At 68.3% G+C, this 24,700-nt stretch carries 24 protein-coding genes and 1 pseudogene; 6 read left to right on the top strand and 19 right to left on the bottom strand.

Translation table 11 applies throughout. The features are described 5' to 3' along the window. Nucleotides 1-84: 84 nt before the first annotated feature. The 12 genes and pseudogenes from lysS to ftsH all read right to left on the bottom strand — a co-directional run bounded on the left by lysS (nucleotide 85) and on the right by ftsH (nucleotide 11,408). Nucleotides 85-1,593, bottom strand: coding sequence for a lysine--tRNA ligase (lysS, locus tag AU197_RS16045; protein WP_064403654.1), 1,509 nt, complete (start codon nucleotides 1,591-1,593; stop codon nucleotides 85-87). A gap of 102 nt (nucleotides 1,594-1,695) precedes the next feature. After that, complete coding sequence (locus tag AU197_RS16040) at nucleotides 1,696-2,511, bottom strand: type III pantothenate kinase (RefSeq protein ID WP_064403831.1); 816 nt, start codon at nucleotides 2,509-2,511, stop codon at nucleotides 1,696-1,698. Between the two features lie 4 nt (nucleotides 2,512-2,515). Beyond that, entirely contained in the window at nucleotides 2,516-2,923 is a 408-nt protein-coding gene (gene panD / locus AU197_RS16035; protein WP_064403653.1) for an aspartate 1-decarboxylase, read from the bottom strand. Next, nucleotides 2,923-3,855 (bottom strand): pantoate--beta-alanine ligase, encoded by a 933-nt coding sequence (panC, locus tag AU197_RS16030; protein ID WP_064403652.1) that lies wholly within the window; start codon nucleotides 3,853-3,855, stop codon nucleotides 2,923-2,925. Before panC ends, panD begins: the two co-directional genes overlap by 1 nt. Continuing rightward, nucleotides 3,852-4,811 (bottom strand): Rossmann-like and DUF2520 domain-containing protein, encoded by a 960-nt coding sequence (locus AU197_RS16025; protein WP_064403830.1) that lies wholly within the window; start codon nucleotides 4,809-4,811, stop codon nucleotides 3,852-3,854. Before AU197_RS16025 ends, panC begins: the two co-directional genes overlap by 4 nt. Before the next feature lie 89 nt (nucleotides 4,812-4,900). Next, a complete protein-coding gene (locus AU197_RS16020; RefSeq protein ID WP_064403651.1) occupies nucleotides 4,901-6,217 on the bottom strand; it encodes a DUF6779 domain-containing protein in 1,317 nt (438 codons plus the stop codon). A 77-nt stretch (nucleotides 6,218-6,294) separates the two neighbouring features. Beyond that, the gene (locus AU197_RS16015) at nucleotides 6,295-6,771 is read right to left on the bottom strand and encodes a DUF3180 domain-containing protein (RefSeq protein WP_064403650.1); all 477 of its coding nucleotides are present in this window, start codon (nucleotides 6,769-6,771) and stop codon (nucleotides 6,295-6,297) included. Continuing rightward, on the bottom strand, nucleotides 6,771-7,283 hold the full coding sequence (gene folK, locus AU197_RS16010) for a 2-amino-4-hydroxy-6-hydroxymethyldihydropteridine diphosphokinase (protein WP_064403649.1): 513 nt from the start codon (nucleotides 7,281-7,283) through the stop codon (nucleotides 6,771-6,773). The genes AU197_RS16015 and folK overlap by 1 nt, the downstream gene beginning before the upstream one ends. Continuing rightward, entirely contained in the window at nucleotides 7,280-7,630 is a 351-nt protein-coding gene (gene folB / locus AU197_RS16005) for a dihydroneopterin aldolase (protein ID WP_502687888.1), read from the bottom strand. Before folB ends, folK begins: the two co-directional genes overlap by 4 nt. Next, a pseudogene (folP, locus tag AU197_RS16000) lies at nucleotides 7,631-8,447 on the bottom strand (dihydropteroate synthase); the annotation flags it as partial. 20 nt (nucleotides 8,448-8,467) lie between these two features. After that, nucleotides 8,468-9,076: a GTP cyclohydrolase I FolE gene (folE, locus tag AU197_RS15995; protein ID WP_064403647.1), complete on the bottom strand. Its 609-nt coding sequence runs from the start codon at nucleotides 9,074-9,076 to the stop codon at nucleotides 8,468-8,470. 28 nt (nucleotides 9,077-9,104) lie between these two features. Beyond that, a complete protein-coding gene (gene ftsH, locus AU197_RS15990) occupies nucleotides 9,105-11,408 on the bottom strand; it encodes an ATP-dependent zinc metalloprotease FtsH (protein ID WP_064403646.1) in 2,304 nt (767 codons plus the stop codon). Between the two features lie 243 nt (nucleotides 11,409-11,651). On the opposite strand from ftsH, the gene AU197_RS15985 reads away from it, so the two are divergent. From AU197_RS15985 to AU197_RS15970, 4 genes are all read left to right on the top strand, one after another. Next, the gene (locus AU197_RS15985) at nucleotides 11,652-12,857 is read left to right on the top strand and encodes an IS30 family transposase (protein WP_064403645.1); all 1,206 of its coding nucleotides are present in this window, start codon (nucleotides 11,652-11,654) and stop codon (nucleotides 12,855-12,857) included. Between the two features lie 90 nt (nucleotides 12,858-12,947). Beyond that, complete coding sequence (locus AU197_RS15980) at nucleotides 12,948-13,910, top strand: alpha/beta fold hydrolase (protein ID WP_064403828.1); 963 nt, start codon at nucleotides 12,948-12,950, stop codon at nucleotides 13,908-13,910. Beyond that, nucleotides 13,910-14,929, top strand: a complete 1,020-nt coding sequence (locus AU197_RS15975) for a zinc-binding dehydrogenase (RefSeq protein ID WP_064403644.1) — start codon at nucleotides 13,910-13,912, stop codon at nucleotides 14,927-14,929. Before AU197_RS15980 ends, AU197_RS15975 begins: the two co-directional genes overlap by 1 nt. Before the next feature lie 16 nt (nucleotides 14,930-14,945). Beyond that, on the top strand, nucleotides 14,946-15,695 hold the full coding sequence (locus AU197_RS15970) for an SIMPL domain-containing protein (protein ID WP_064403643.1): 750 nt from the start codon (nucleotides 14,946-14,948) through the stop codon (nucleotides 15,693-15,695). A gap of 36 nt (nucleotides 15,696-15,731) precedes the next feature. On the opposite strand, the gene AU197_RS15965 is transcribed toward AU197_RS15970, so the two are convergent. Genes AU197_RS15965 through dacB form a run of 5 tightly spaced genes read right to left on the bottom strand, consistent with a single transcriptional unit; the run spans nucleotide 15,732 to nucleotide 21,950 of the window. Continuing rightward, nucleotides 15,732-17,951, bottom strand: a complete 2,220-nt coding sequence (locus AU197_RS15965) for a molybdopterin-dependent oxidoreductase (RefSeq protein ID WP_064403642.1) — start codon at nucleotides 17,949-17,951, stop codon at nucleotides 15,732-15,734. Nucleotides 17,952-17,970: 19 nt separating this feature from the next. Continuing rightward, complete coding sequence (hpt, locus tag AU197_RS15960; protein ID WP_064403641.1) at nucleotides 17,971-18,561, bottom strand: hypoxanthine phosphoribosyltransferase; 591 nt, start codon at nucleotides 18,559-18,561, stop codon at nucleotides 17,971-17,973. Continuing rightward, the gene (gene tilS / locus AU197_RS15955; RefSeq protein ID WP_064403640.1) at nucleotides 18,548-19,534 is read right to left on the bottom strand and encodes a tRNA lysidine(34) synthetase TilS; all 987 of its coding nucleotides are present in this window, start codon (nucleotides 19,532-19,534) and stop codon (nucleotides 18,548-18,550) included. Before tilS ends, hpt begins: the two co-directional genes overlap by 14 nt. Continuing rightward, entirely contained in the window at nucleotides 19,513-20,583 is a 1,071-nt protein-coding gene (locus AU197_RS15950) for an Rv3626c family coenzyme F420 biosynthesis-associated protein (protein WP_064403827.1), read from the bottom strand. The genes tilS and AU197_RS15950 overlap by 22 nt, the downstream gene beginning before the upstream one ends. Then, nucleotides 20,571-21,950, bottom strand: a complete 1,380-nt coding sequence (gene dacB, locus AU197_RS15945) for a D-alanyl-D-alanine carboxypeptidase/D-alanyl-D-alanine endopeptidase (protein ID WP_064403639.1) — start codon at nucleotides 21,948-21,950, stop codon at nucleotides 20,571-20,573. The genes AU197_RS15950 and dacB overlap by 13 nt, the downstream gene beginning before the upstream one ends. A gap of 116 nt (nucleotides 21,951-22,066) precedes the next feature. On the opposite strand from dacB, the gene AU197_RS15940 reads away from it, so the two are divergent. Both AU197_RS15940 and AU197_RS15935 read left to right on the top strand, forming a co-directional pair. After that, nucleotides 22,067-22,552, top strand: coding sequence for an inorganic diphosphatase (locus tag AU197_RS15940; RefSeq protein ID WP_064403638.1), 486 nt, complete (start codon nucleotides 22,067-22,069; stop codon nucleotides 22,550-22,552). Between the two features lie 82 nt (nucleotides 22,553-22,634). Then, nucleotides 22,635-23,156: a 2-oxo-4-hydroxy-4-carboxy-5-ureidoimidazoline decarboxylase gene (locus tag AU197_RS15935; RefSeq protein WP_231744958.1), complete on the top strand. Its 522-nt coding sequence runs from the start codon at nucleotides 22,635-22,637 to the stop codon at nucleotides 23,154-23,156. 82 nt (nucleotides 23,157-23,238) lie between these two features. Here AU197_RS15935 and AU197_RS15930 read toward each other — a convergent pair whose 3' ends face one another. Further along, entirely contained in the window at nucleotides 23,239-23,628 is a 390-nt protein-coding gene (locus AU197_RS15930) for a hypothetical protein (RefSeq protein ID WP_064403637.1), read from the bottom strand. 45 nt (nucleotides 23,629-23,673) lie between these two features. Next, nucleotides 23,674-24,681, bottom strand: coding sequence for a TerC family protein (locus AU197_RS15925; protein WP_064403636.1), 1,008 nt, complete (start codon nucleotides 24,679-24,681; stop codon nucleotides 23,674-23,676). Between the last annotated feature and the right edge of the window lie 19 nt (nucleotides 24,682-24,700).

Here is a 24,700-nt window from a genome sequence, read left to right as displayed (position 1 = left end):
AAAGTATCGAACCCGGCACCAATGTGCCATATGTGTGTGCGCTATACAACAAAGATCGTACGCCTCCGCGTTATAGCACTGCGTTCAGTTGGCGTGGCGTCGAACAATCGGGAACAAAACCGTCTCCCTAATCGACAGTCCAGTCAGGGCCATCAACAATCTGTCGATACCCATTCCGGTTCCCGTGGACGGCGGCATGGCGTACTCCAGGGCTGCCAGAAAATCCTCGTCGAGAACCATCGCCTCGTCATCACCGGCGGCCGCGGCCCGCGCCTGGGCTTCGAACCTTTCGCGTTGGATTACGGGATCGATCAGCTCGGAATAGCCCGTCGCCAGTTCGAAACGCCGGATATACAGATCCCATTTCTCGGTGACGCCAGAAATACTGCGGTGTGGCCGCGTCAGGGGGGTTGTCTCGACGGGGAAGTCACGCACGAACGTGGGTGCCCACAAGGTGTTCCCGACGGTGTGCTCCCACAGTTCCTCAACCAGTTTCCCGTGACCGTAACCCCGGTCGCGCGGGATCTCGACCCCGAGACGATCGGCGATGGCCCATAACTTCTCGGCCGGTGTTTCGGGGGTGATCTCCTCGCCGAGAGCTTCCGACAGCGACGGATACATTTCGACGGACTGCCATTCGCCATCAAGATCATAGATCGTGCCATCGGGCAATGGCACCTCGCGTGTTCCGATCGCCTCGTCCGCGACTTCTTGAATAATCTCTCGGGTCATGACGGCCGAATCGTCGTACGTACCGTAAGCCTGATATGTCTCGAGCATCGCGAATTCCGGGGAATGGGTGGAATCAGCGCCTTCGTTTCTGAACACCCGATTCAACTCGAAGACACGGTCGAATCCACCGACCAGTGCACGCTTGAGAAACAGTTCCGGCGCGATACGCAGATATAGGTCGGCATCGAGCGCATTGGAGTGCGTGACGAACGGTCGTGCTGCGGCACCGCCGGCGAGCGTCTGCAACATCGGCGTTTCGACTTCGAGAAATCCGCGCCGTTCCAGCGCTGAGCGCACCGCGCGGACCACCGCGACCCGCTGACGCGCGATTGTCCGGGCCTCGGGCCGCACGATGAGATCGACGTAGCGCTGTCGCACCCGCGCCTCTTCGCTCATCTCTTTGTGCGCCACCGGCAGCGGCCGCAGCGCCTTCGAAGCCATTTGCCAGGAGTCGGCAAGCACCGAGAGTTCGCCACGGCGGGAGCTGATCACCTCACCGCGCACGAAAACGATGTCACCGAGATCGACGTCGGTCTTCCACGCGTCCAGTGACTCCTGTCCGACCTTGTTGAGGCTGATCATTGCCTGCAGCTGCGTGCCGTCCCCCTCCTGGAGCGTGGCAAAGCACAGCTTCCCGGAGTTACGGGCGAACATCACCCGTCCGGCCACGCCCACGATCTGACCCGTCTCCGAGCCGGCGGGCAGATCGGGATAGGCCGCGCGGATCTCGGCCAGGGAATGGGTGCGCGCGATCTGTACCGGATAGGGCTCGCGTCCCTCGGCGAGCAGCCGCTCACGCTTGGCCTGACGGATCCGATACTGCTCCGGAATGTCGGGGTCGGGTGAATCGGCAGAGGTCACGACTAGCGAGCTTAACGGCGCGGCTCAGCCGGCTTCGAAGGTGAGTCTGCCGGTGGCCGCATCGGCCCCCGAGAACGTACGAGGGTGCTCGCTCGCGAGCCGTCAGCGGGCCTGTTTGAGGCGCCCGCGCTGGTTGTCACGATTCCGCTCGAACACCAGCCGCAATCCGTCGAGGGTGAGGTGCTCGTCGTAATGCTCGACCGTTCGCATATCCGGCAGCAGGAGCGGCGCGGTGTGCCCGGTGGCGACGACGGCGATGTCGGTGCCCGCAAAGCCGTCGACGTCGTCGCGGATGCGCTGCACCAGGCCGTCGACCAGGCCGGCGAACCCGAACACCGCTCCGGCCTGCATGCACTCGACGGTGTTCTTTCCGATGACCGAACGCGGCCGGGTCAACTCGACGCGACGCAGCGCCGCCGACCGGGCCGCGGCGGCGTCGGAAGACACCTCGACACCGGGAGCGATCGCGCCGCCGAGAAACTCGCCCTTCGCCGAGACCACGTCGACGCAGATCGACGAGCCGAAGTCGACGACGATGGCCGCGGTGCCGTACTTGTGGAAGGCCGCGAGGCAGTTCACGATGCGGTCGGCGCCGACCTCCTTCGGGTTGTCGACCAGCAACGGGATCCCCGTGCGGACCCCGGGCTCGATCAGCACATGTGGCACCGACGGCCAGTACTGACGCAGCATTTCGCGCAGCTCGTGCATCACCGACGGGACGGTCGACAGCCCGGCGGCCCCGGTCAGTCGTTCGGAGTCATCTCCGATCAGCCCGTCGATGGTGAGCGCGAGTTCGTCGGCGGTGACCTCCGACTCGGTGCGAATCCGCCACTGCTGCACGACTTTCGCGTGCTCTGCCGAACCCGAGACCAGACCCACCACGGTGTGGGTGTTACGGACGTCGATGGCTAGTAACACGGGCTCACCGTGGCGACACCAGGTCAGCCGCATCGGCCGGCACGAAAGCGGGATCGTGGCCGAGGTCGACCTGCTTGTTGTCCGCATCGACGAAAACGATCCGCGGTTGGTACGCCCTGGCTTCGGCATCCTCCATGGTGCCGTAGGCGATCAGGATCACCAGGTCCCCGGGATGCACGAGATGCGCTGCCGCACCGTTGATCCCGATCACACCGCTGCCACGCTCACCGGTGATGGCATAGGTCACCAGCCGAGCACCGTTGTCGATGTCGACGATCGTCACCTGCTCACCCTCGAGAAGGTCGGCGGCCTCCATGAGGTCGGCATCGATGGTCACCGAACCGACGTAATGCAGGTCGGCATTCGTCACCGTCGCGCGGTGGATCTTCGATTTCAGCATTGTCCGTAACATCAGTTCCTCCAAGGAAGTTCGTGCTCGTCAAACGCGACGTCGGGGCCCGGCCCCGACGGCACTCCGATATCTATGGCGATGTTGTCCAGCAGCCTGGTGGGCCCCAGACGGCCGGCCACCAACATGCGCGCCGCCCCGACCTCGGGTGCGGGCCCGAGCATCGGGTCGCGCACATCGAGATAGTCGACCTCGATGGTCGGCACCGAGTCGAGTACCGCGCGTGCGGCGTCCAAAGCGGCCGCGGTCCCCTCCCCCGCGGCGTACATTCCGGCCAGCAGCGCAGCGGACAGGGCGCCCGCCTGCTCACGCTGCTCGTTGTCCAGGTAGCGGTTGCGCGACGACATCGCCAGGCCGTCGGCCTCGCGCACGATCGGAACACCCACGATCCTGGTGTCGACGTTGAGGTCAGCGACCATCTGCCGGATCAGCGCCAACTGCTGGTAGTCCTTTTCCCCGAAGAACGCGTGGTCGGGCCGGACGATGTTGAGCAGCTTCAGCACCACCGTCAGCACACCCGCGAAATGCGTTGGCCGAAAAGCTCCTTCGAGGTCTGAGCCCAACGGGCCGGGATGGACCGATGTGCGTGTGCCGTCGGGGTACATGTCGGCGACGGTCGGGGTGAACGCGATCTCGACCCCCTCCTCGCGCAGGGCGGCGAGGTCGTCGGGCAGCGTGCGCGGATACGCATCGAGGTCCTCACCCGCCCCGAACTGCAGCGGGTTGACGAAGATCGACACCACCACGACGGCGCCCTGGACGCGCTTGGCGGAGCGGATGAGCATGCGGTGCCCCTCGTGCAGCGCGCCCATCGTCGGGACCAGCATCACGCGGCGGCCGGTGGCGCGCAGCGCCTTGGTAACCGCCGAGACATCACCGGGTTTCGAGTAGACGTTCAGTTCGCCCGCCGCGAACTGCGGTTTGCGCGCGGTCATCGACCCGTCTCCATCCAACGCGTGCTCCCCCGCCCGTCCGAATCGGCGGTGAGCACAGCGACCACCTCGTCCGGGGCGTGCGCTCGCTGGGCCGTGCGCAGCGAGTTCGCCCGATATGCCTGCGCCAATTCGGGATTCACCTCCGTCAGGGCTTCCAGATGACGCGCCACAGCGGCGGCGTCCCCGCGTGCCACCGGGCCGGTCAACGCCGCCTGCCCGCGTTGGAGCGCGTTCTCCAACGAGGCCCGGGCCAGCGGGCCGATGACCCGCTCGGCGAGACCTCCCGGCGCGTCACCGACCAGTTCCTGACCGAGCAGTTCCTGGCCCCACAACGCCGACCGCAACCCCTCGACCGCGTCGAGCAGCACCGTCACCACGTGATTGCTGGCATGTGCCAGCGCTGCGTGATAGAGCGGGCGCGCGTCCTCGCGGACCCGGAACGGCTCCCCACCGATCTCGAGCACCAGCGATTGGGCGATCGCGTACCCGACTTCGTCGGCGGCGGTCACCCCGAAGCACGTGTCGGGCAAGCGGTCGATGTCCTCGTCGGTGCCGGTGAAGGTCATCGCCGGGTGGATCGCCAGCGGTATGCAGTCCTGGGACGTCAGCGGTGCCAGCACGCCGATGCCGTTCGCACCGGAGGTGTGCGCGACGATCGTGCCGGGCCGCACCGCCCGGGTGGCAGCCAGACCGGACACCAACTTCGGGAGCTCGGAGTCCGGGACCGCGAGAACCAGCAGTTCGGCGCGGCTTGCCACCTCATCGACCGGAAGGACCGCGGTCTCGGGCAGCCGGCGCTGGGCGCGGTCGCGCGACGCACGCGAGACCCCGCTGCACGCCACCACGATGTGCTCGGCCCGCTCGAGTGCCACACCCAGCGCGGAACCGACGCGACCTGCGGAAACGATGCCGACACTGAGCCGCGCCGGGCGGAATCCGCCAGGTGGGGTCCCCATGGCGACCATGAAGTCGACCTCGCTGCGAGTTGATGTGTGTACGTTCCGGTCCTGCGGTGCGGGTACCGGACGGTCGCTACGAGATTAACTCACTCCTCGCGGCGTCTGCGACGCCCGCCCGGTGTGGGGCTCGCCTGCAGCCGGGCCAGTAGTTCGGCGACGGACTGGCCGGCGGTGTCGGCGTCGTCGGCGCTGCGGTGCCGCCGCCCTGCCGGAGCCGGTGATTCCGGCGACGGCTCCGACGGTTCTGCGGGCGCGATCTGCTGCTCCGGGCGCCCCGGATCACCGCTTCCCGGTGACACCGAATGCCTGCCGCGTCGCGGTTCGGGCGACGGTGGCGAGACGTCGGGTTCGGCGGGCGGCCGGGCGAGGTCTTCCTCGGGTTCCGGGGCCCGACGCCTGCCCACGTACTCGGTCGTCGATCCGTTGCCGCCCGACACCCAGTTGCTGCCCGGGGCGCCTGGCGGAATCCAGCGCCCGTCCGCCGGTGCGGGCTGCCAGTCACTTGTAGGCGCCGGCTCGGGCGCCGGCGGCGGCGGGGGTGCGACGGGTTCGGCCCGGGGTGGCGCCACGGGCTCGGCCGGCGGTGGCGGCGGCTCTGGGGGCGGTGGAGCGACGGGCTCGGCCGGCGGCGGTGGCGGCGCAACGGATTCGGCCGGCGGTGTTTGCGGCTGCTGCGGGGGCGGTGGCGGCGACCATGCGGCAGGCTGCTGCGGGGGCTGGTGACTCCAGCCGGCGGCCGACGCTCTGCGGTGCGCCCCGCCGCGCTCGGCGGTGGGCTGCCAATCGAACTCGGGCGGTTGGGGTTCGGCGGGCACGTCGATGATCGCGCTCTCCTCGGTGCGCTCCTCGATGTCGGGCCGGTACTCGTCGATGCGGCTGCTGCTGACGCGGCCCGTGGTCTCCGAGTCCCGCGCCCAGTCGCTGTAGGCGCGCACCGTCGTACGCTCGGGCTCGATGGCGGGCCGGTGCGACAGGTCCGCGTCGAAGAGGATCTCCAGGTTGGCGCGCAGCGCGGCGAGTTCTGCCCGCAGGCTCGCCATCTCGTCGGCGGCCTGGGCGCGCACCTCGGCTTCCAGTTCGCGGCGCAGTTGCGTCTCCAACGACAGCTCGTATTCGCGCCGCGCCGAGATCTCCCGGTCCAGCTGCAGGTCGTACACGAGCTTGAGGTCGCGCACCTTGGCCTGGTCGACATCGCTCTGCCGTCGGTAGATGACCGAGACGAACGCCGCAACCACCGCCGCCCACAACGCGAGGATCACCGCAAGCTTGAGCAGCTCGACCCGATCGGTGAACACCAGCGCCGAGCTGGCCGCGATCGCCAACACCAGCAACGCGGTCAACAGCATCCAACCCGGCCTGCGGCCGGCACGCCGATAGCGTGCGCTACGGGTCGGATCGGTCATGGGGGCGACTGTACCTGTCACAGGTCACTCCGCGTGTCGCCTCGTCGGCGATTCGTTCTCGCGTCCGCCGAACTTCGTTAATCCGTTGCCCCATCGGGATTCTCCGGCGGCTCGCCCGGAGACTTGCAGCAATGCTGCAACCACAACGCGGCCAGCACCAGAGCCAGTGCGCACACCGCCGCCACCGCGGCGCCCGCGGTGTCCTCGGCGGCGACGCGCAGAGTGGAGCGTCGCGGCACCAGGTAGACGAGGACGGCCACCCACCAACCGAACACCAGCGCGCCGACCCACGCCGAGGCCTTGGCGATCACCACGGACCTCGCAACCGCGAGGGGGTTGAGCCGGCCCGAGCCCACGCCGATCTCGCCGTTGTTGATCTTGGCCCGGACGTGAAATGCCCACCCGGCTTCGGCGACCGCGACGCCGAGCAGGGAAACACCCGTCCACAGGGTTATCGGCGGGAACCACCGGTACGACGCGAGCACGAGCAAATAACCCACGACGGCGGTCAGCACCGCACCGACCGCGAGATCGCGCTTGCGCGTCGGGCCCATCAGCGCAACACCAGCTCGGTGCGGCGTACGCCGTCGCGTTCCGCCGGTTCGAGCGCGCCGAGCAGTTCGTCGACCCGGTGCGGTTCGCCGGCGACGGCCAGCACCGCGTCCGGTTCCACCGCCAGCCACGGCACGAGCACGAACGCGCGTTCATGGGCGCGGGGATGCGGCAGGGTCAGCTCGGCGTCCTGCGAGATCAGGTCTCGTCCCCCGTTTCGACAGGTGACGATGTCGACGTCGAGCGTGCGCGGGCCCCATCGCTGTTCGCGCACCCGCTCGGCGGATCGTTCGAACTCGTGGGCGCGCCGTAGCCAACCGTGGCCGTCGAGCGCGGGATCGTCGGCGATGATGACGGCGTTGAGGAACGGCCCCTGTTCGACGCCGCCCCATGGCGCGGTCTCGTACACCGGCGACGCCGCTCGCAGCGCATCACCGAGCCCGTCGGCGACCGACCGGAGCATCGCCAGCCGGTCGCCGAGATTCGACCCGATCGACAGAACCGCGGTGGTCACGGCCCACCCCGAGCTCGCCGCGATCGACGCGCCACCACCGCGACGTCGGAGAACGTCAACGGGATCGGTGCCGCGGGCTTGTGCACGACCACCTCGACGGCGTGCACGCGCTCGTCGTCCATGACCCCGTCGGCGATCTCTGCGGCTACCGTCTCGATCAGGTCCCGCGGTGGCCCAGCGACGATGTCGGCCGCCCGCTGCGCCAAGGCGCCGTAGTCCAGGGTGTCGGCGAGGTCGTCACTGGCCGCGGCGGCCGCGAGGTCGATCCAGACCGTGATGTCGACGATGAAGTCCTGGCCGTCGCGACGCTCATGCTCGAAGACCCCGTGATGGCCGCGAACTCGCAAGCCGCGCAACTCGATTCGGTCAGCCATGCGACCACGCCTCGAGCACCTTGACCGCGTCGACCGACGCTCGCACATCGTGCACCCGCACACCCCAGGCGCCGTGCAGACCGGCCAGCGCCGAGATCACCGCCGTCGCGGTCTCGCGGCCGTCTGGCGGTCGCGGTTGTCCGTCGGAGTCGGCGAGCAGCGTGCCGAGGAAGCGTTTCCGCGACGCGCCGACCAACACCGGGATGCCCGTGGCAACGAATTCGGGGAGCGCTCGCAACAGCGTCCAGTTGTGCTCGCCCGTCTTGGCGAAGCCCAGCCCCGGATCGATGATGAGGTTGGTCGCGTCGACGCCCGCGGCCACCGCGGCGTCCACGCTGGCGAGCAGTTCGGTTCGGACCTCGTCGACCACGTTCCGATAGGCGGGCACCGCGTGCGGCCGGTCCGCGCCCACCGACCGCCAATGCATCAGCACCCAAGGCACTTTCGCGTCGGCGAGCAACGGCGCCATGTTCGGGTCGGCGCGTCCGCCGGAGACGTCGTTGACGATCTGGGCGCCGTTCTCCAGCGCCGCGCGCGCGACGTCGGCGTGCATGGTGTCGATGCTGACGGTGACGCCCTGGGCGGCGAGCTCGGCGATGACCGGGCACACCCGCGACTTCTCCACGTCGGGGTCGATGCGCGTGGCCCCGGGGCGGGTGGACTCACCGCCCACGTCGACGATCGCCGCGCCCTCGGCGACGAGCTGGAGTCCGTGCTCGACGGCGCGGTCGCGGTCCAGGAACAGCCCCCCGTCGGAGAAGGAGTCGTCGGTGACGTTCACGACTCCCATGACCCGCACCCGTGTCGAGTTCACTTGCGCAATATCAGGTCCAGCGCCTCGGCCCTCGATGCCGCGTCGACCTTGAACTGCCCGCGCACGGCCGACGTGGTCGTCACCGCGCCCGGCTTGCGCACCCCCCGCATCGCCATGCACAGATGCTCGGCCTCGACCACGACGATCACGCCCCGGGGATCGAGCTTGCGCATCATCGCGTCCGCGATCTGACCGGTGAGCCGTTCCTGCACCTGCGGTCGTTTGGCGTAGAGGTCGACCAGGCGGGCGATCTTGGACAATCCGGTGACGCGGCCGTCCTGGCCGGGGATGTAGCCGACGTGCGCGACGCCGTGGAAGGACACCAGGTGGTGCTCGCAGGTCGAGTACATCGGGATCTGCTTGACAAGCACCAGCTCGTCGTGCTGCTCGTCGAAGGTGGTGTCCAGCACCGAATCCGGATCGATGTAGAGGCCGGCGAACAGCTCCTTGTAGGCCCGCGCGACCCGCGCGGGCGTCGACTCCAGGCCATGGCGGTCGGGGTCCTCGCCCACCGCGAGCAGCAGTTCGCGCACCGCCGCCTCAGCGCGCGGCTGGTCGAACTTCGCGGGGGTGAAGGTGACAGAGTTGTGCTGCGACTGCGCCAATGGAGCCTCCTGTGAGCCGGTCGGCCTGTCAGCCGTTGCGCCGGCTGTGGTCCTGACCCGTGTCCTCGTTCGGTTGCGGCGGCGCACCCTGTTGCTGCGGTGGCCCCTGCTGCGGATACGGCTGATACGGCGGGTAGGGCTGCTGTTGCCAACCCTGGTGCGGCGGCGGGTACCAGTAGCCGTGCGGCTGCTGGACGGGGGGCTGTTGCTGCTGCTGCGGTGACGGCGGCCAGCCCGGTGCATGCCACCCCGCGGGGGCGCCGTAGTCGGGCTGCGTCGGGCCGGCGGAACCGTTACCGCTGCCGTTGGCGCCGTTCGGCCCGCCCTCAGCGACCTTGGTGGCTTCGGCGGCCTTGGTGGCCGCGGCGATCGCCGCCTTGAAGGCGGGCTCGGGCACCGGTTTCGGCCATTCCTCACCGCGCTCGATCGCCAGCTCGCCGGGCGTCTTGATCGGCGGCTTGTCGGACGGAACGCGGCCGCCGAAGTCGTCGAACATGGTCAGCCGCGGGCGCTTCTTCACGTCGCCGAAGATCTCCTCGAGCTCACGCCGGTGCAGTGTCTCCTTCTCCAGCAGCTCGCCGGCGAGGGTGTCGAGCACGTCGCGATACTCGGTGAGGATCTCCCAGGCCTCGGTGTGGGCGGCCTCGATGAGCTTGCGGATCTCGTCGTCGATGGTCTGGGCGACCTCATGGCTGTAGTCGGCCTGGGTGCCCATCGTGCGACCCAGGAACGGATCGCCGTGCTCGGTGCCGTAGCGCACCGCACCCAGCTTGGAGCTCATGCCGTACTCGGTGACCATCGCCCGTGCGATCTTGGTGGCCTGCTCGATGTCGGACACCGCGCCGGTGGTCGGCTCCCGGAACACCAGTTCCTCGGCGGCGCGTCCGCCCATGGCGAACACCAGCCGCGCGATCATCTCCGAGCGGGTCATCAGGCCCTTGTCGTCCTCGGGCACCGCCATCGCGTGGCCGCCGGTGCGGCCCCGGGCCAGGATCGTCACCTTGTAGATCGGATCGATGTCCGGCATCGCCCACGCGGCGAGCGTGTGCCCGCCCTCGTGGTAGGCGGTGATCTTCTTCTCCTGCTCGCTGATGATGCGGCTCTTGCGGCGCGGCCCGCCTACGACGCGGTCGACGGCCTCCTCCAGCGCCGGGCCGGTGATCACGGTGCCGTTCTCGCGGGCGGTCAGCAGGGCGGCCTCGTTGATGACGTTGGCCAGGTCGGCGCCCGACATCCCGACGGTGCGCTTGGCCAGCCCGTCCAGGTCGGCGTCCGGGGCGATCGGCTTGCCCGCCGAGTGCACCTTGAGGACGGCGCGGCGCCCGGCCAGGTCGGGGTTGGAGACCGGGATCTGGCGGTCGAAACGACCGGGCCGCAGCAGCGCCGGGTCCAGGATGTCGGGCCGGTTGGTGGCCGCGATCAGGATGACGCCCTGGCGGTCGCCGAAGCCGTCCATCTCGACGAGCAGCTGGTTGAGTGTCTGCTCGCGTTCGTCGTGGCCGCCGCCCAGCCCGGCGCCGCGCTGGCGGCCGACGGCGTCGATCTCGTCGACGAAGATGATGCACGGGCTGTTCTGCTTGGCCTGCTCGAACAGGTCGCGCACGCGCGAGGCGCCCACGCCCACGAACATCTCGACGAAGTCCGAGCCCGAGATGGTGAAGAACGGCACCCCGGCCTCGCCGGCGACGGCGCGCGCCAGCAGCGTCTTACCGGTGCCGGGCGGCCCGAACAGCAACACGCCCTTGGGGATCTTGGCGCCCAGCGCCTGATACCGCGACGGGTTCTGCAGGAAGTCCTTGATCTCGTAGAGCTCTTCGACGGCCTCGTCGACGCCGGCGACGTCGGCGAACGTGGTCTTCGGCATGTCCTTGTTGAGCATCTTGGCCTTGGACTTACCGAACCCGAAGCCCATCCGGCCCCCGGTCTGCATGCGGGAGAACATGATGAACAGACCGACCAGCAGCAGCAGCGGCAGCAGGTAGATCAGCAGCGAGCCGAGCATGCTGCCCTGGTTGACCACCGTGTTGGTCTTGACGTTCTTGTCCTGGAGCGCCTCGAACAGCGTGACCCCGTACCCCGTCGGGTACTTGGTGATGATCTTGTCGCTGTTTTCGGTGTCGCCGTTGCCGCTCTTGAGGTCGAGCCGCAGCTGCTGTTCGCGGTCGTCGATCTGCGCGCTCTTGACGTTGTCGCCGTTGACCTGAGCGACCGCCACCGAGGTGTCGATGGGCTTGTAACCCCGCGTGTCATCGCTGAAGTAGTAGAAGGACCAGCCCAGCAACAGCACGACCGCTATCACGGTCAGCGTGCGGATGACATTTTTCCGATTCATCAACTATCCGTCGTCGTCCGGTCGCGTGGCGGGCCGTTGTCCCCGGCCGTCAGCGACCACTTCTGCCTTCTGAGCCGCTTCCAACAAGTGCGCAGTTGGAATAGTTCAGGCTACCGCTAGACCAACGAACCAAGGTTCCCGACGGTTCTTCCGCGACATCCCGCCGAACGTGGGTTACCCGCACGCTGCCGGCCGCGCAGATTCATACGGTCAGTGCAACATCCCTGGATTTGGAGGTTGCACATGCCAAGTGGTTATCCGCATCCGCGGTCGACGCGTCGGGAGTTGTTTGATCGGGTGTGTCAGGGCGTGGGAGTCGAGCGAGCAGCCCAGGAGATGGGTGTGTCAACGACTGCGGCGACGCTGTGGTGGCGTCAAGCTGGAGCGATGCAGCTATTGAGGGGTAACAATCGTGCTGGCCATGGCGTCGTGGATCCGGGTGATCCCGATCGACCTGGCGGTAAGGGACATCGCCTGAGTTTGGATGAGCGCATCGCGATCATGCGTGGCCTTGATGCCGGGCTCAGCGATGCTGCCATTGCCGAGCAGATCGGGCGTGATCGCAGCACTGTCTGGCGCGAAAAGCGCCGCAACCGTAATGCTGATGGGGACTACCACGCCCGTATGGCGCACAGCCGTGCAGCGCAAAAGGCTAGGCGGCCCAAAGGGTTCAAGCTCAACGACGTCAGGTTGTGCGCGCGGATCCAGATGTGGATGGACCAGGGGTGGAGCCCCAAGCTGATCGCCGACGTGTTGGCCCGCGATCACCGCGATGACAGGCTGGCACGGGTGAGTCACGAAACCATCTACAAGTGCCTCTACGTCCAAGGCCGCGGGCAGCTGCGCGCTGATCTGCACAAGCGGCTCTCCACCAAACGTGCAGCACGTAAATCACGCGATGCCGCGCCGCGACGCCCACCGTTTAGCGATGTGCTCACCATCAGCAAGCGTCCCCCCGAAGTCGATGATCGGGCCGTACCCGGGCACTGGGAAGGCGACCTCATCTTGGGCAGCGGCTGTGGCAGTGCGATCGGCACGCTGGTCGAGCGCAGCACCCGGTTCACCATCTTGCTGCACCTGCCCAACGATCACACCGCCGAATCAGTGGCCACCGCGATGATCGCGGCGATGAGCCAGCTGCCGGCCCACCTTCGCCGCACCATCACCTGGGACCGCGGCTCAGAGATGGCCGGCTGGCAAGACATCAGCCTGCAACTGCAGGCCCCGGTCTACTTCTGCGATCCCCATTCGCCCTGGCAGCGTGGCAGCAACGAGAACACCAACCGGCTACTACGGTTCTGGTTCGAAAAGGGCACCGACCTGCGCGTGCATTCCAAGGCCGATCTGCAACGCATCCAAGACACCCTCAACAAACGACCCCGACCCACCCTGAACCTCGACACCCCCGCAGACCGCCTCAACGCACTCATCACCCAAGCAGCAGCATGAACCCCAATGTTGCACTCACCACTTGACTTCGGACCGTGGCGACGTGCTTTAGCCCCACACTCGCGCCGCCGAAGTGCTTGGCTGGTGATCATGATGACCTTCACCGAGCGGTTCGTCGACACCAACGGCGTCCGCCTGCGGGTGCTCGAGGCCGGCGAGCCGGGCGCCCCGCTGGTGGTGCTGGCCCATGGCTTCCCCGAACTGGGGTTCTCCTGGCGCCATCAGCTGCCCGCTCTGGCCGAGGCCGGCTATCACGTGCTGGCTCCCGATCAGCGCGGCTACGGGCGGTCGTCCAAACCCGAGGCCGTCGATGCCTACACCGTCGTCGACCTGAGCGCCGACATCGTCGGCCTGCTCGACGACGTGGGCGCCGACCGGGCGGTCATCGTCGGCCACGACTTCGGCGGCGCCGTGGCGTGGGGCGCACCGCTGCTGCACCCGGACCGCTTCGCCGGCGCGGTGGGCATATGCGCGGCGCCGGTACCGCGCTCGCGGGTGCCCACGACCCAGGCGTTCCGCCGCATCTTCGGCGAGAAGTTCTTCTACGTTCTCTACTACCAGGAGCCCGGCCCGGCCGACGCGGAGTTGAACCGCGACCCCGCCGTCACCATCCGCAAGCTCATCGGCTCGTCCACCGCTCCCAGGGACGGGCTCATGGGTCAGCGGATGACCGCGCCGGGGCCGGAGGGTTTCCTGGCCCGCATACCCGAACCCGGCGACCTGCCCGATTGGATCAGCCAGGAGGAGGTCGACTACTACATCGAGGAGTTCAGCCGCACGGGCTTCACCCCCGCGCTCAACTGGTACCGCTGCTTCGATCGCAACTGGGAACTGACCGAGAGCCCGCCGTCAGCGACGATCGACGTGCCCGCGTTGTTCATCGGCGGCACCGAGGATCCCACGATGGCCTACACCCCCCGCCACCGCGCCCGTGAGCTGGTCACGGGTGACTATCGCGAGGTGATGATCGACGGCGGACACTGGCTGCCGCAGGAGCGGCCCGCCGCGGTCAACGCCGCGCTGCGGGACTTCTTGAACCGATTGGATTGGTGATGCGCGCTGCGGTGCTGCGAGCCGGGCAGATGGTGGTCCGCGACGACGTGCCCGAGCCGGTTCCGCAAGAGGGTCAGGTACTGGTCGCGGTCAGCGCCTGCGGGATATGCGGCTCCGATCTGCACTTCGCCAAGCATGGTGATCAGATGGTGCGGCTCACCCGCGAGATCACCGGTATGCCGGTGCAGGGCGGCCTTCCCGTCGACCTCGGCAGCGACGTGTTCATGGGCCACGAATTCGCCGCCGAGGTCCTCGAGGCCGGTCCCGGCACCGAGGCGCCCGCTCCGGGAACTCTTGTCACATCACTGCCTGTGTTGTTGTCTCCCAAGGGCTTCGAACCGATCATGTCCAGCAACACGGTGCTCGGCGGGTACGCCGAGAGGATGCTGCTGTCGGTGCCGCTGCTGCTGAGCGTGCCCGAGGGCGTCGATCCTCGCCACGCCGCACTGACCGAGCCGATGGCCGTCGGGCTGCACGCGGTCAACAAATCCTCCGTCGCCCCGGGCGAGGCCGCGCTGGTGATCGGGTGCGGCCCGATCGGCATCGCGATCATCGCCGGGCTACGGCTCAAGGGCGTCGAATACATTGCGGCAGCAGACTTCTCGGTGCGGCGGCGGGAACTCGCAGCGACGATGGGCGCGCACGTCACGCTCGATCCCGCGCAGGGTTCGCCGTTCGACACCGCGACACCCGCGGTGATCTTCGAAGCCGTCGGCGTCCCCGGAATCATCGACGACGTGATGCGCAGGGCTCCGTTGGGCAGCCGCCTGGTGGTGGCCGGGGTGTGCATGCAGCCCGACACCGTCACGCCGTTGTTCGGCATCGCCAAGGAGATCAACGTCCAGTTCGTCAACTCGTATGACTACCACGAGTTCGCGGAGACGTTGCGCGCCATCGCCGACGGGCGCATCGACGTCTCCCCGCTCATCACCGGCGAGGTGGGCCTCGACGGGGTCGGCGCCGCGTTCGACGAACTCGCCGACCCCGACACGCACTGCAAGATCATGGTGACCCCCTGACGGTAGGGTGCCAGCCATGCCAATCGCTGCCCGGCCGAAGACGCCCACCCGAATCCTCGCAGCCGTGGCGGTGGGGTTCACCGCCCTGCTCTCGGGCTGCGATGCGACGGCCGCCCCCGTCCTCACCAACGACGACGACAGCGCACTGCGGCAGGTGACGGTCGTGGGCACCGGTGAGGTGCTCGGCACACCCGACACGCTGACGATCAACGCGGGGATGGAGGTCGTCGCCGCCGATGCTGCCGGCGCGCTGAACCAGACCAGCCAACTGCAGCGTGCCGTCATCGACGCATTGGTCGACTCGGGCATCGACCGCAAGGACATCAACACCTCCGAGGTGAGCGTGCAGCCGCAGTACGCCGGCGGCGACAACTCGACCATCAACGGCTACCAGGCGACGAACACCGTCGACATCAAGGTCCGCGCGCTCAACACAGCCCCGCAGGTGTTCGGGATCATCGCGGGTAGGGGCGGCAACGCCACGAGAATCAACAACGTCACTTTGGCCATCGAGGACGATTCGCAGCTGGTGCGCGAAGCGCGCGCCCGGGCCTTCAACGACGCCAAGAGCCGGGCCGAACAGTACGCGCTGCTGGCCGAACTGGACCTCGGCAAGGTCATCTCGATATCCGAGGTGCCCGCCTCGTCTCCGCCGACGCCGTATCCGACTCCGCGCGGCCCGGCCGCGGAGATGGCGGCGGTGCCGATCGAGCCGGGCCAGCAGGCCGTCGGCTTCAACGTCACCGTGGTCTACCAGCTGACCTAGCTTGCCGGTTCAGCCGGCTTCTGTTGTATTGCCGGCTCAGCCGGCGGGCGCGATGTCCACCGGGATGCCGTTGAGCACCGCGGTGCCCGAGAGCGGATCCAGATGGTTGCCGTCGTTGAGCTGGTTGACGTTCACGCCGGGCGTACCGGCCGCGACCCGTTGACCCGTGCCGTCGCGGTCGTGGCCCCAACCGTGCGGTAACGACACCACACCGCGGCGCATCTCGGGCGTGATCTCGACCGGGGCCAGCAGCTCACCTCCCGGTCCCTTGACGACCGCGGTGTCGGTCAGCCCGAGCTCCGCGGCGTCGTCGGGGTGGATTCGCAGGGTGCACTGATTGGATCCACCTGACAGCGCGGGCAGGTTGTGCATCCAACTGTTGTTGGAACGCAGGTGGCGTCGCCCGATGAGCATGAACCCGTCGACGCGCACGCCGAGCGCATCCCGCAGCCGGGCGACGTCGGCCGTCAGCGCAGGCGGTGCGAGTTCGATCCGGCCGGACGGCGTTCGCAGCACCTCGGCCAGGCGCGGTCGCAACGGTCCCAGGTCGATGCCGTGCGGTGCGGCCTTGAGCTTGGCCAGCGTGAGTCCGTCGGGGTTGGCGCCGAACGCGTCGCCGTAGGCGCCGAGGCGCAGCATCATGTCGAGGCGCCGTTCGTAGCCGGGAGCCGTCGGCAGCATCGCGGTCATCTCGTCGACGGAATGTCCGGCGACCGGCGAGTCGGGGTCGGCGGTCTCCTTCGCCAACGTCGCGGCGATCACCTGATCGTCCACCAGCATCGGATCTGCGTCGGGGCCGAGGCCGTAGAGGATCAGGGCGATGCGCGCGAGGATCTCGGCCTCGTCGGGCCGGTCGGTCAGCGGGAGGGCCGGCGGTGAATACCGCGCGTTGTTGCGCACCGCGAGCGCGTTGAGGGCGATGTCGAAGTGCGCGCTGCGCGACGGCGGAGGCGGGGGCAGGATCACGTCGGCGTGCCGGGTGGTCTCGTTCAGATACGGGTCGATGCTCAGCATGAACTCGACGCTGTCCAGGGCCTTGTCGAGGCGGTCACCGTCGGGCGCCGACAGCACCGGATTGCCCGCGATCGTGACGACGGCCCTGATCTGCCCGTCGCCGGGGGTTTCGATCTCCTCGGCCAACGCTGCGGCCGGAAACTCCGACAGCACTTCGGGATAACCCGACACGCGGCTGTGCCAGCGCCCGGTGAAAAAACCCCGGCCAGGCTTCGGCGGCCGTGCCGCGGGCGCGATCGGCGACTGCGGGAACATCGCGCCTCCGGGGCGATCCAGGTTGCCGGTGAGAACGTTCACGACGTCGACGAGCCAGCTGCCCAGGGTGCCGAATTCGACGGTGGACGTGCCGATCCGGCCGTACACGGCGGCCGACGGCGCCGCGGCGAGTTCGCGTGCCAGCGTGCGGATGTCGTCGGCGGGCACCCCGCAGTGGGTCGCGACCGTGTCCGGTGAGAAGTCGGCGGCGAGCGCACGCACCACATCCACACCGTCGACATGCCCTTCGAGGTCCTTCAGGTCGGCGAGGTCCTCGTCGAACAGCACGTGGACGATTCCCAGGAGCAGCGCCGCATCGGTACCGGGCCGCGGCGCCAGGTGGCGGTCGGCGAGTTCGGCGGTACGGGTGCGGGCGGGGTCGATGACCACGAGACGGCCGCCGCGTTTGCGCAGCGCGCGAAGCTTGCCGGGGAAATCGGCGGCGGTCGCGAGGCTGCCGTTGGAGACAAGGGGGTTCGCACCGATGACCACGAGATAGTCGGTGCGGTCGAGGTCGGGGACGGTGAACGCGGCGGGGCTGCCGAACATCAGGCCCAATGCGACGTGCTTGGGCATCTGATCCAGCGTGCTCGCCGAGTACACCTGTCGGGTGCCCAGCGCCTTGACCACCAGCGGGGTGTAGAGCCCACCCGCGATGGTGTGGGCGTTCGGGTTGCCCAGATAGACGCCGACGGCCGCACCGCCATGCTCGGCGACGACACCGCCGAGCCCGTCGGCGGCCGCCGCGAACGCCTCCTCCCAGGTCGTCTCGGTCAGCACGCCGTCGCGGCGGACCATCGGCCGGACCAACCGGTCGGGATCGTTGTCGAGTTCGCCGAAGCTGGCGCCTTTCGGGCAGATGAAGCCGTGGCTGAACACGTCGTCGCGGTCGCCGCGGGCACCGGTGACACGACCGTCGTCGATGGTGAGGACCAGGCCGCAGGTGGCCTCACACAGGGGGCAGATGCGAAGGGCTGTTTCGCGCATACCCGTCATCTTGCGCCGTTCAGTGCTGCTCGTACACCTTCGGGTCCAGGGTTCCGATGTAGTCGAGGTCGCGGTAGCGCTCGGCATAGTCCAGGCCGTAACCGACGACGAACTCGTTGGGGATGTCGAACCCGACGTGGGCGATGTCGACGTCGGCACGCACCGCGTCGGGCTTGCGCAGCAACGCGCACACCCGCAGCGAGCGGGGATGGCGGGTCGCGAGGTTGCGCAGCAACCACGACAGCGTCAGCCCGGAGTCGACGATGTCCTCGACGATCAGCACGTCGCGGCCGTTGATGTCGCGGTCGAGGTCCTTGAGGATGCGCACCACGCCCGACGACGACGTCGACGAACCGTAAGAGCTGACCGCCATGAACTCCAGCTGGGTCGGCAGCGGGATCGCGCGCGCCAGGTCCGTGACGAAGAAGACCGCGCCCTTGAGCACGGTCACCAGCAGGAGATCCTGGCCGTTGGCGGCGACGGCGTCGCGGTACTCCTCGCCGATCAGCGCGCCGAGCTCGGCGATCTTCCCCTGGATCTCGTCGGACGACAGCAGTACCGACTTGATGTCACCGGTGTACAAATCGGCGGATCGCTCAGGCACGGGCACAGTTTTTCATGGTTCGCACCGGCTCCGTGTGCAGGGTCAGCATGCCGCCCCGGCGGCCCGCGATCAGCCGTCGTTCGCGCAGGGGCGAGCCGACCGCGACTCCGCCCTGGCCCCGCCACGCCGTGACGAGGGCGTCGACGGCGCGGATCTGCTTGTCGGTCAGCCCGGTGGCACCGCCATCGAGCAACCAACGGCGAATCACCCTGCGCCGCAAAGCTTCTGGAAGGCAGGCCAATTCCATACCGTCGAGCGCGTCATCGTGGCGTAGTCCGCACAGTGCGCTCTCGGCCAGCTCGTCGAGGGTGTCGGTGTCGGCGCGCAGTGCGCCTGCGGTGCGGGCCAACGCGTCGGCGACCCCACCGCCGAGAACGTCTTCGAGCAGCGGCAGCACCTCCTCACGCAGGCGAACCCGGGTGAACCTGCGGTCGACGTTGTGCGGGTCCTGCCACGGTGTGAGACCGAGCTCGGCGCACGCTGCCCCCGTGACCGCCCGCCGCACACCGAGCAGCGGCCGACCCCAGGGCGGATCCCAGGCCCGCATGCCGGCGATGGACCGCGGCCCCGAGCCGCGCCCCAAACCCAGCAGCACCGTCTCGGCCTGGTCATCGAGCGTATGCCCCAGCAGCACCGCCATTCCGTCCCGCGCCGCGTCCAGCGCGCGGTATCGCGCGGTGCGCGCGGCGGCCTCCGGCCCACCAACGGTCCCGATGTCGACGGTGATCACTTGCGCGGCAACGCATCCCACAGACATGGCCTGCTTGCGCGCGGTCTGAGCCACGGCGGCGGAGTCCGGTTGCAGCTGGTGGTCGACGATCAGCGCGGTGGTCGGTTTGAGGCCTGCCGCCACCGCCGTCAACGCCAGCGAATCGGGGCCTCCGGACAGTGCGACGCACCAGCGGTCACCGACGTCGAAGTCGCTGTCGAACGACTCGACCGCCGCCCGGACCCCGGCTACAGCACCCTGTCGATCCATCGTCGAGGCTCGTCGATTTCGGTTGGCAGGGGCAGGGTTTCGGGTCCCGTCCACACGGCGTTGAACCGGTTCATACCGACAGCGGACACCACGTGGTCGACGAACGCCTTGCCGCGGGTGTACTGGCTGAGCTTGGCGTCGATGCCGAGAAGCATGCGCACCACCCGCTGCAACGGCGACTGCTTGCGTTGCCGCCGCTCGTCGAACCGCTTGCGGATCGTGGCCACCGAGGGCACCACTGCGGGACCGACGGCGTCCATCACGTGGTCGGCGTGGCCTTCCAGAAGCGTGCCGAGCACGAGAAGTTTGTCGAGGGCCTCACGCTGCGGCTCGGACTGCACCGCCCGCAACAGCCCGATCATCCCGTTCGAATTGACATCTGACACAGCGCCGTTCGAGTCATCGCGGCGGCTGCGCACGAACGAGGCCAGCCGGGAGACCATCTCGGCGATGTCGTCGGAGCTTTCTTCGGTGAGCACGGCGAGCGCACCGGACATGTGCTCGGCAAGCCACGGGTTGGCGCGGAACTGCACCCGGTGGGTGACCTCGTGCAGGCAGACCCACAGCCGGAAATCGTAGGGCTGCACCCGCAACTGGCGCTCCACGGCGATCACGTTCGGGTAGATCAGCAGCAGTTCGCCGCCGTCGGGCCCAAACGGATCGTACTGGCCGAGGATGCCCGAGGAGATGAACGCGAGCACCGCTCCGGTCTGCGCCCCGGTGATGCGTCCGCTGATGGCGCCTGCCGGCTTGTCCGATCCCCCCGTCATCACGCGCATCGACCGGGTGGCCGCGCGAATCCATTGCGGACGGTCCACAATTCGCGCCTCGGGAATCTCACCGCCTTCGGTCATGCCGGTGACCTCGCGCACCGGCAGCTCAGCCGAACGCGACGCCTCGGCCAGCTGCTCGATCACCTGCGTGCGCGTGTAGTCGGTCGACGCCGGTCCGGGCCGAGCGAGCTTCTCCCCGACGGTGGCGGCGAAGTCCCAGTCGACGGCGCGACCGACCGACAGCGAGGATTTGGCCGAGGGGCTCACGCGCTGCATCCGCACGCTCGCAGGGTGGCGGCCAGGTTGTCGAGCGCGATGCGCCCGGTCGGGCCCGCGTTGTTGGAGATCAGCGCGAAGGTGAGCACCCGCCCGCTCGAGTCGGTGACGATGCCGGCCAGGGAGTTGGTTCCGGTCAGCGAGCCGGTCTTGGCGCGCAGGAAACCGGCGGCGGGCTTGACGACGGGGGTGTCCAGATAGCGGTTGGACAGTGTGCCGCTGCCCCCGGCGACCGGTAGCAGGTCGACCAGCGGCCGCAGCCTGGGGTGGCCGTCTCCGGCCGCCGCCTGCACCACCTCGTCGAGCGTGTCGGCGGTGAGCCGGTCATCGACGGACAGGCCGCTGGAGTCGAAGATCCTCGCGCCGGTGACGTCGATACCGGCGTCGCCCAGGGCGTCGAGGACCGCGCGCGCGGCGCCGTCGAAGCTCTGCGGACGGTTTTGTGCCGCGGCGACCTCGCGCCCCATCGCCTCGGCCATCACGTTGTCGGAGGCGTTCATCATGTCGCGCAGACGCGACATCAGCGGCGGCGACTGGACCGCGCCGAGTTCCATTCCGCCGCTTGCGCTTCCGGGCTGCACGGTGACCTTGGCCGGGTCGATCTTCAGCGCGGCCGCGAGCGCCCGGCCCGCATCCAGCGCGGGTGTGCGCGACCGCGCGGAGTCGACGCTCACGGGCTGGGTGCGGCCGCCGTCGAGCATGACCGACTCCATCGGCGCGATGTCGCCGCCGTCGATGTCGAGCGGATCCCACCCCGGCGCCATCGTCGGCCCGCTGTAGGCGCTGGTGTCCACCAGCACCGACGTCACCTCGATGCCGCTACCCCGGACCTGCTCGGCCAGGTCGCTGATGCGCGCGGCGTCCCGGTACCAGGTCTCGACGCCGTCGGGCGCCGCCGACAACGTCGGGTCGCCCCCTCCTTTGAGCACCACCACCCCGGGCCTTGCCCCGCTGAACACCCGGGTGGTGAGCCGGGCGTCACGGTCCAGCGTCAGCAGGGCCGCGGCGGCGGTGAGCGATTTGTTCGTCGACGCGGGCTGCATCGGCACATCGGCGCGCTGCTCCCAGAGCACCGTGTCGGTCAGCGCATCGGTGACCCGGCCGGTGAGGTCACCGAGGTTCGGGTCGGCCAGCACGGGGGCCAGCCTGGCGGCCAGCCGGTCCGGGACAGGCCTGGGCACCGAGTCGGCCACCGGCACGACGCCGGGGTTCGCGGTCGCGGCCGGAGGCGTCGGCTTACCCGCCGAAGCCTCGGTCGACCGACCGGTGGTGAGCACCGCGGCCACCGCCACGACCACGGCGACCAGCAGCAGCACCGCCGCTGAAACCGCCACGTGCGTGGATCGCCGCCACTGACTGGGCCGCATAACCCTCCTGCTCAACCTGGACCGCCCCCGTACAGGCAGCGTATCCCTCCATTAAGGTTGACCCGCGTTATCACCGGACGACCCCCGACAAGAGCACAGGGCAAGGAGCCACGGCCGTGCAGTTCGAAGCAGTCATCGAGATCCCCAAGGGTTCGCGCAACAAGTACGAGGTGGACCACGAGAGCGGCCGGGTGAAACTGGACCGCTACCTGTACACGTCGATGGCCTATCCGACCGATTACGGATTCTTCGAGAACACCCTCGGTGAGGACGGCGACCCCCTGGACGCCCTGGTGCTGCTGCCCGAATCGGTGTTTCCCGGCTGCATCGTCGATGTCCGCCCGGTGGCCATGTTCCGCATGACCGACGAGGCCGGCGGCGACGACAAGGTCCTGTGCGTTCCTGCCGACGATCCGCGCTGGGAGCACATCCAGGACCTCGGCGACGTGCCTTCCTACGAGCTCGAGGCGATCAAGCACTTCTTCGTGCACTACAAGGACCTCGAGCCGGGCAAGTATGTGAAGGCCGCCGACTGGGTCGGCCGTGCCGAGGCCGAGGCCGAGGTCCAGGCGTCGGTCGAGCGGTTCAAGAACGGCCACTGAGCCGATTTACGCGGGCGCTGATTTTTCCTCGCCGTAACACGGCGTAACCCGGACGTTCTCCCCGGGATCGATCATTGCTGTCGTGTTGATGCATCAGGGGATCGGCCTGGAAGCGTTCAACGCGATGCCGATGCGCAGGGCCGTCCACGCCGTGTACGAATGCTGCTACAGCGTGCCGTTGGCCGCCGATCTGGCGCGCGGGCGACCGTACGCCGACCACGACTCGCTGTTCCGGGAAGCCGACGCGCTGCTGTTCAGCCTCGGCGAGGACTCCATCGACACCATCCTGCAGGCCTACCCGGACATCGGGCGGCGGCCGGGCAGCGAGAAGTCGGCCGCCGAGCAGTGCGCGATCTGGTGTGACCAGCCCGAGCTGATGGAGCGGCTGGCCACCGCCTCGAAGCGCTACCTCGAACACTTCGGCTTCGGCTTCGTGATGTTCGTCAACGGTTACGACGCGGGGCAGGTGCTCGCGACGATGACCGACCGGCTGCACAACGACATCGAGACCGAGCGCAAGATCGTGCGTAACGAACTGGCCCGCATCAACCGCACCCGGCTCGAGCGCATGCTGGGACCCGAAGGCGGCTACGACAACTGGTGACGAACCGCCCGTCGGGCTACGCCGTCTTCCAGGGTCCGGGAACCACGGGAACCGAACGCACCAACCGATACGCCCGGCTGATCTACGAGGCCTTGGCCTGACTGCGCAATTCGAGGCTCCGCAGCACCGCGCGCCCCAGTGCGTGCACGTCGTCGCGCGGCGACAGGGGCACGAGCGTGACGCCGTCGGCCACCTCGGCCGATTCGATGTCGGCGATGAGGCCGGCCAGCCCCTCGAGGGTGCCGGCGTAAGACACGCCCTCGGCCGGGTCCAGGGCGTCGCGCACGGACCGGAAATCGGCCGCGACGGCGACCGCGACGTCCAGGATGACCGCGACGTCGCGATCGGAGCGCACCCGCGCGCGCACCCGCCGCGCATGCTGCAGGTCCTTGGCCGCGATGCGCACGGGCGGTCGGCCGCCGTCGGTCAGTTCATCCCAGCCGTCGGGGGCGTCGGTCACGAAGAGGCGCACCCGGCAAGGCTAGGCGATGGCTCGCGGGGTGATCGAGCGTTGCGCTCAGCGCGAATCCAACGATTTCGAGGAGTCGCCGGCCGCTTTCTTCACGTCGTGCACCCGGGTCTTGTACAGGCTCGCCGCGGTGGTGATGAGCAGCGTCACGATGATCACGCCCAGCGACAGCAGGGTCGGGATCTCGGGCACCGGTACGTGTTCCCCACCGTTGATGAACGGCACCTCGTTCTCGTGCAGGGCGTGCAGAAGCAGCTTGACGCCGATGAAGCCCAGGATGAACGCCAGGCCCTGCGACAGGTACACCAGCCGTTTGAGCAGGTCGCCCAGTAGGAAGTACAGCTGCCGCAGGCCCATCAACGCGAACACGTTCGCGGTGAAGACCAGGTACGGCTCCTGCGTGAGTCCGTAGATCGCGGGGATCGAGTCGAGCGCGAAGATCAGGTCGGTGGTGCCGAGCGCGACGATGACGAGGAACATCGGCGTCATCAGACGCTTGCCGTTTTCCTTGACCCACAGCTTCAGGCCGTCCCACTTGTCGGTCATGCTCAGGTGGTTGCGGGCGAACCTGACCACGATGTTGTCGCCATCGTCCTCGTGGTCGGTGTCGCGGGCCAGGTTGATCGCCGTGTAGATGAGGAACGCGGCGAAGATGTAGAACACCCACGAGAACTGGTTGATGGCCACGGCACCGAGCGCGATGAAGATGCCGCGGAAGATCAGCGCCAGGATGATGCCGACCAGAAGCGCCTGCTGCTGGAACTTCCTGGGCACATTGAAGCTGGCCATGATGATCAGGAAGACGAACAGGTTGTCCACCGACAGGCTGTATTCGGTCAGCCAGCCCGCGAAGAACTCCACGCCGTACTGGCTGCCGTGGAAGAACCAGGTCCAGATCCCGAATGCGATTGCCAGGCTCACGTAGATCGTCAGCGCGGTGCCGGTTTCCCGCTTCGACGGTTCGTGCGGCCGCCGGCCGATCACGATGACGTCGAACAGCAGAATGGCGATCGTCACGCTGAGCGTGATGACCCATTCGGTGGTGGAAACGTTCACTTAACCTCCGGTCGTCAAA

Source organism: Mycobacterium sp. IS-1590 (assembly GCF_001500025.1).
Lineage (GTDB): Bacteria > Actinomycetota > Actinomycetes > Mycobacteriales > Mycobacteriaceae > Mycobacterium.
This window is presented reverse-complemented; position numbering and strand designations above follow the sequence as displayed.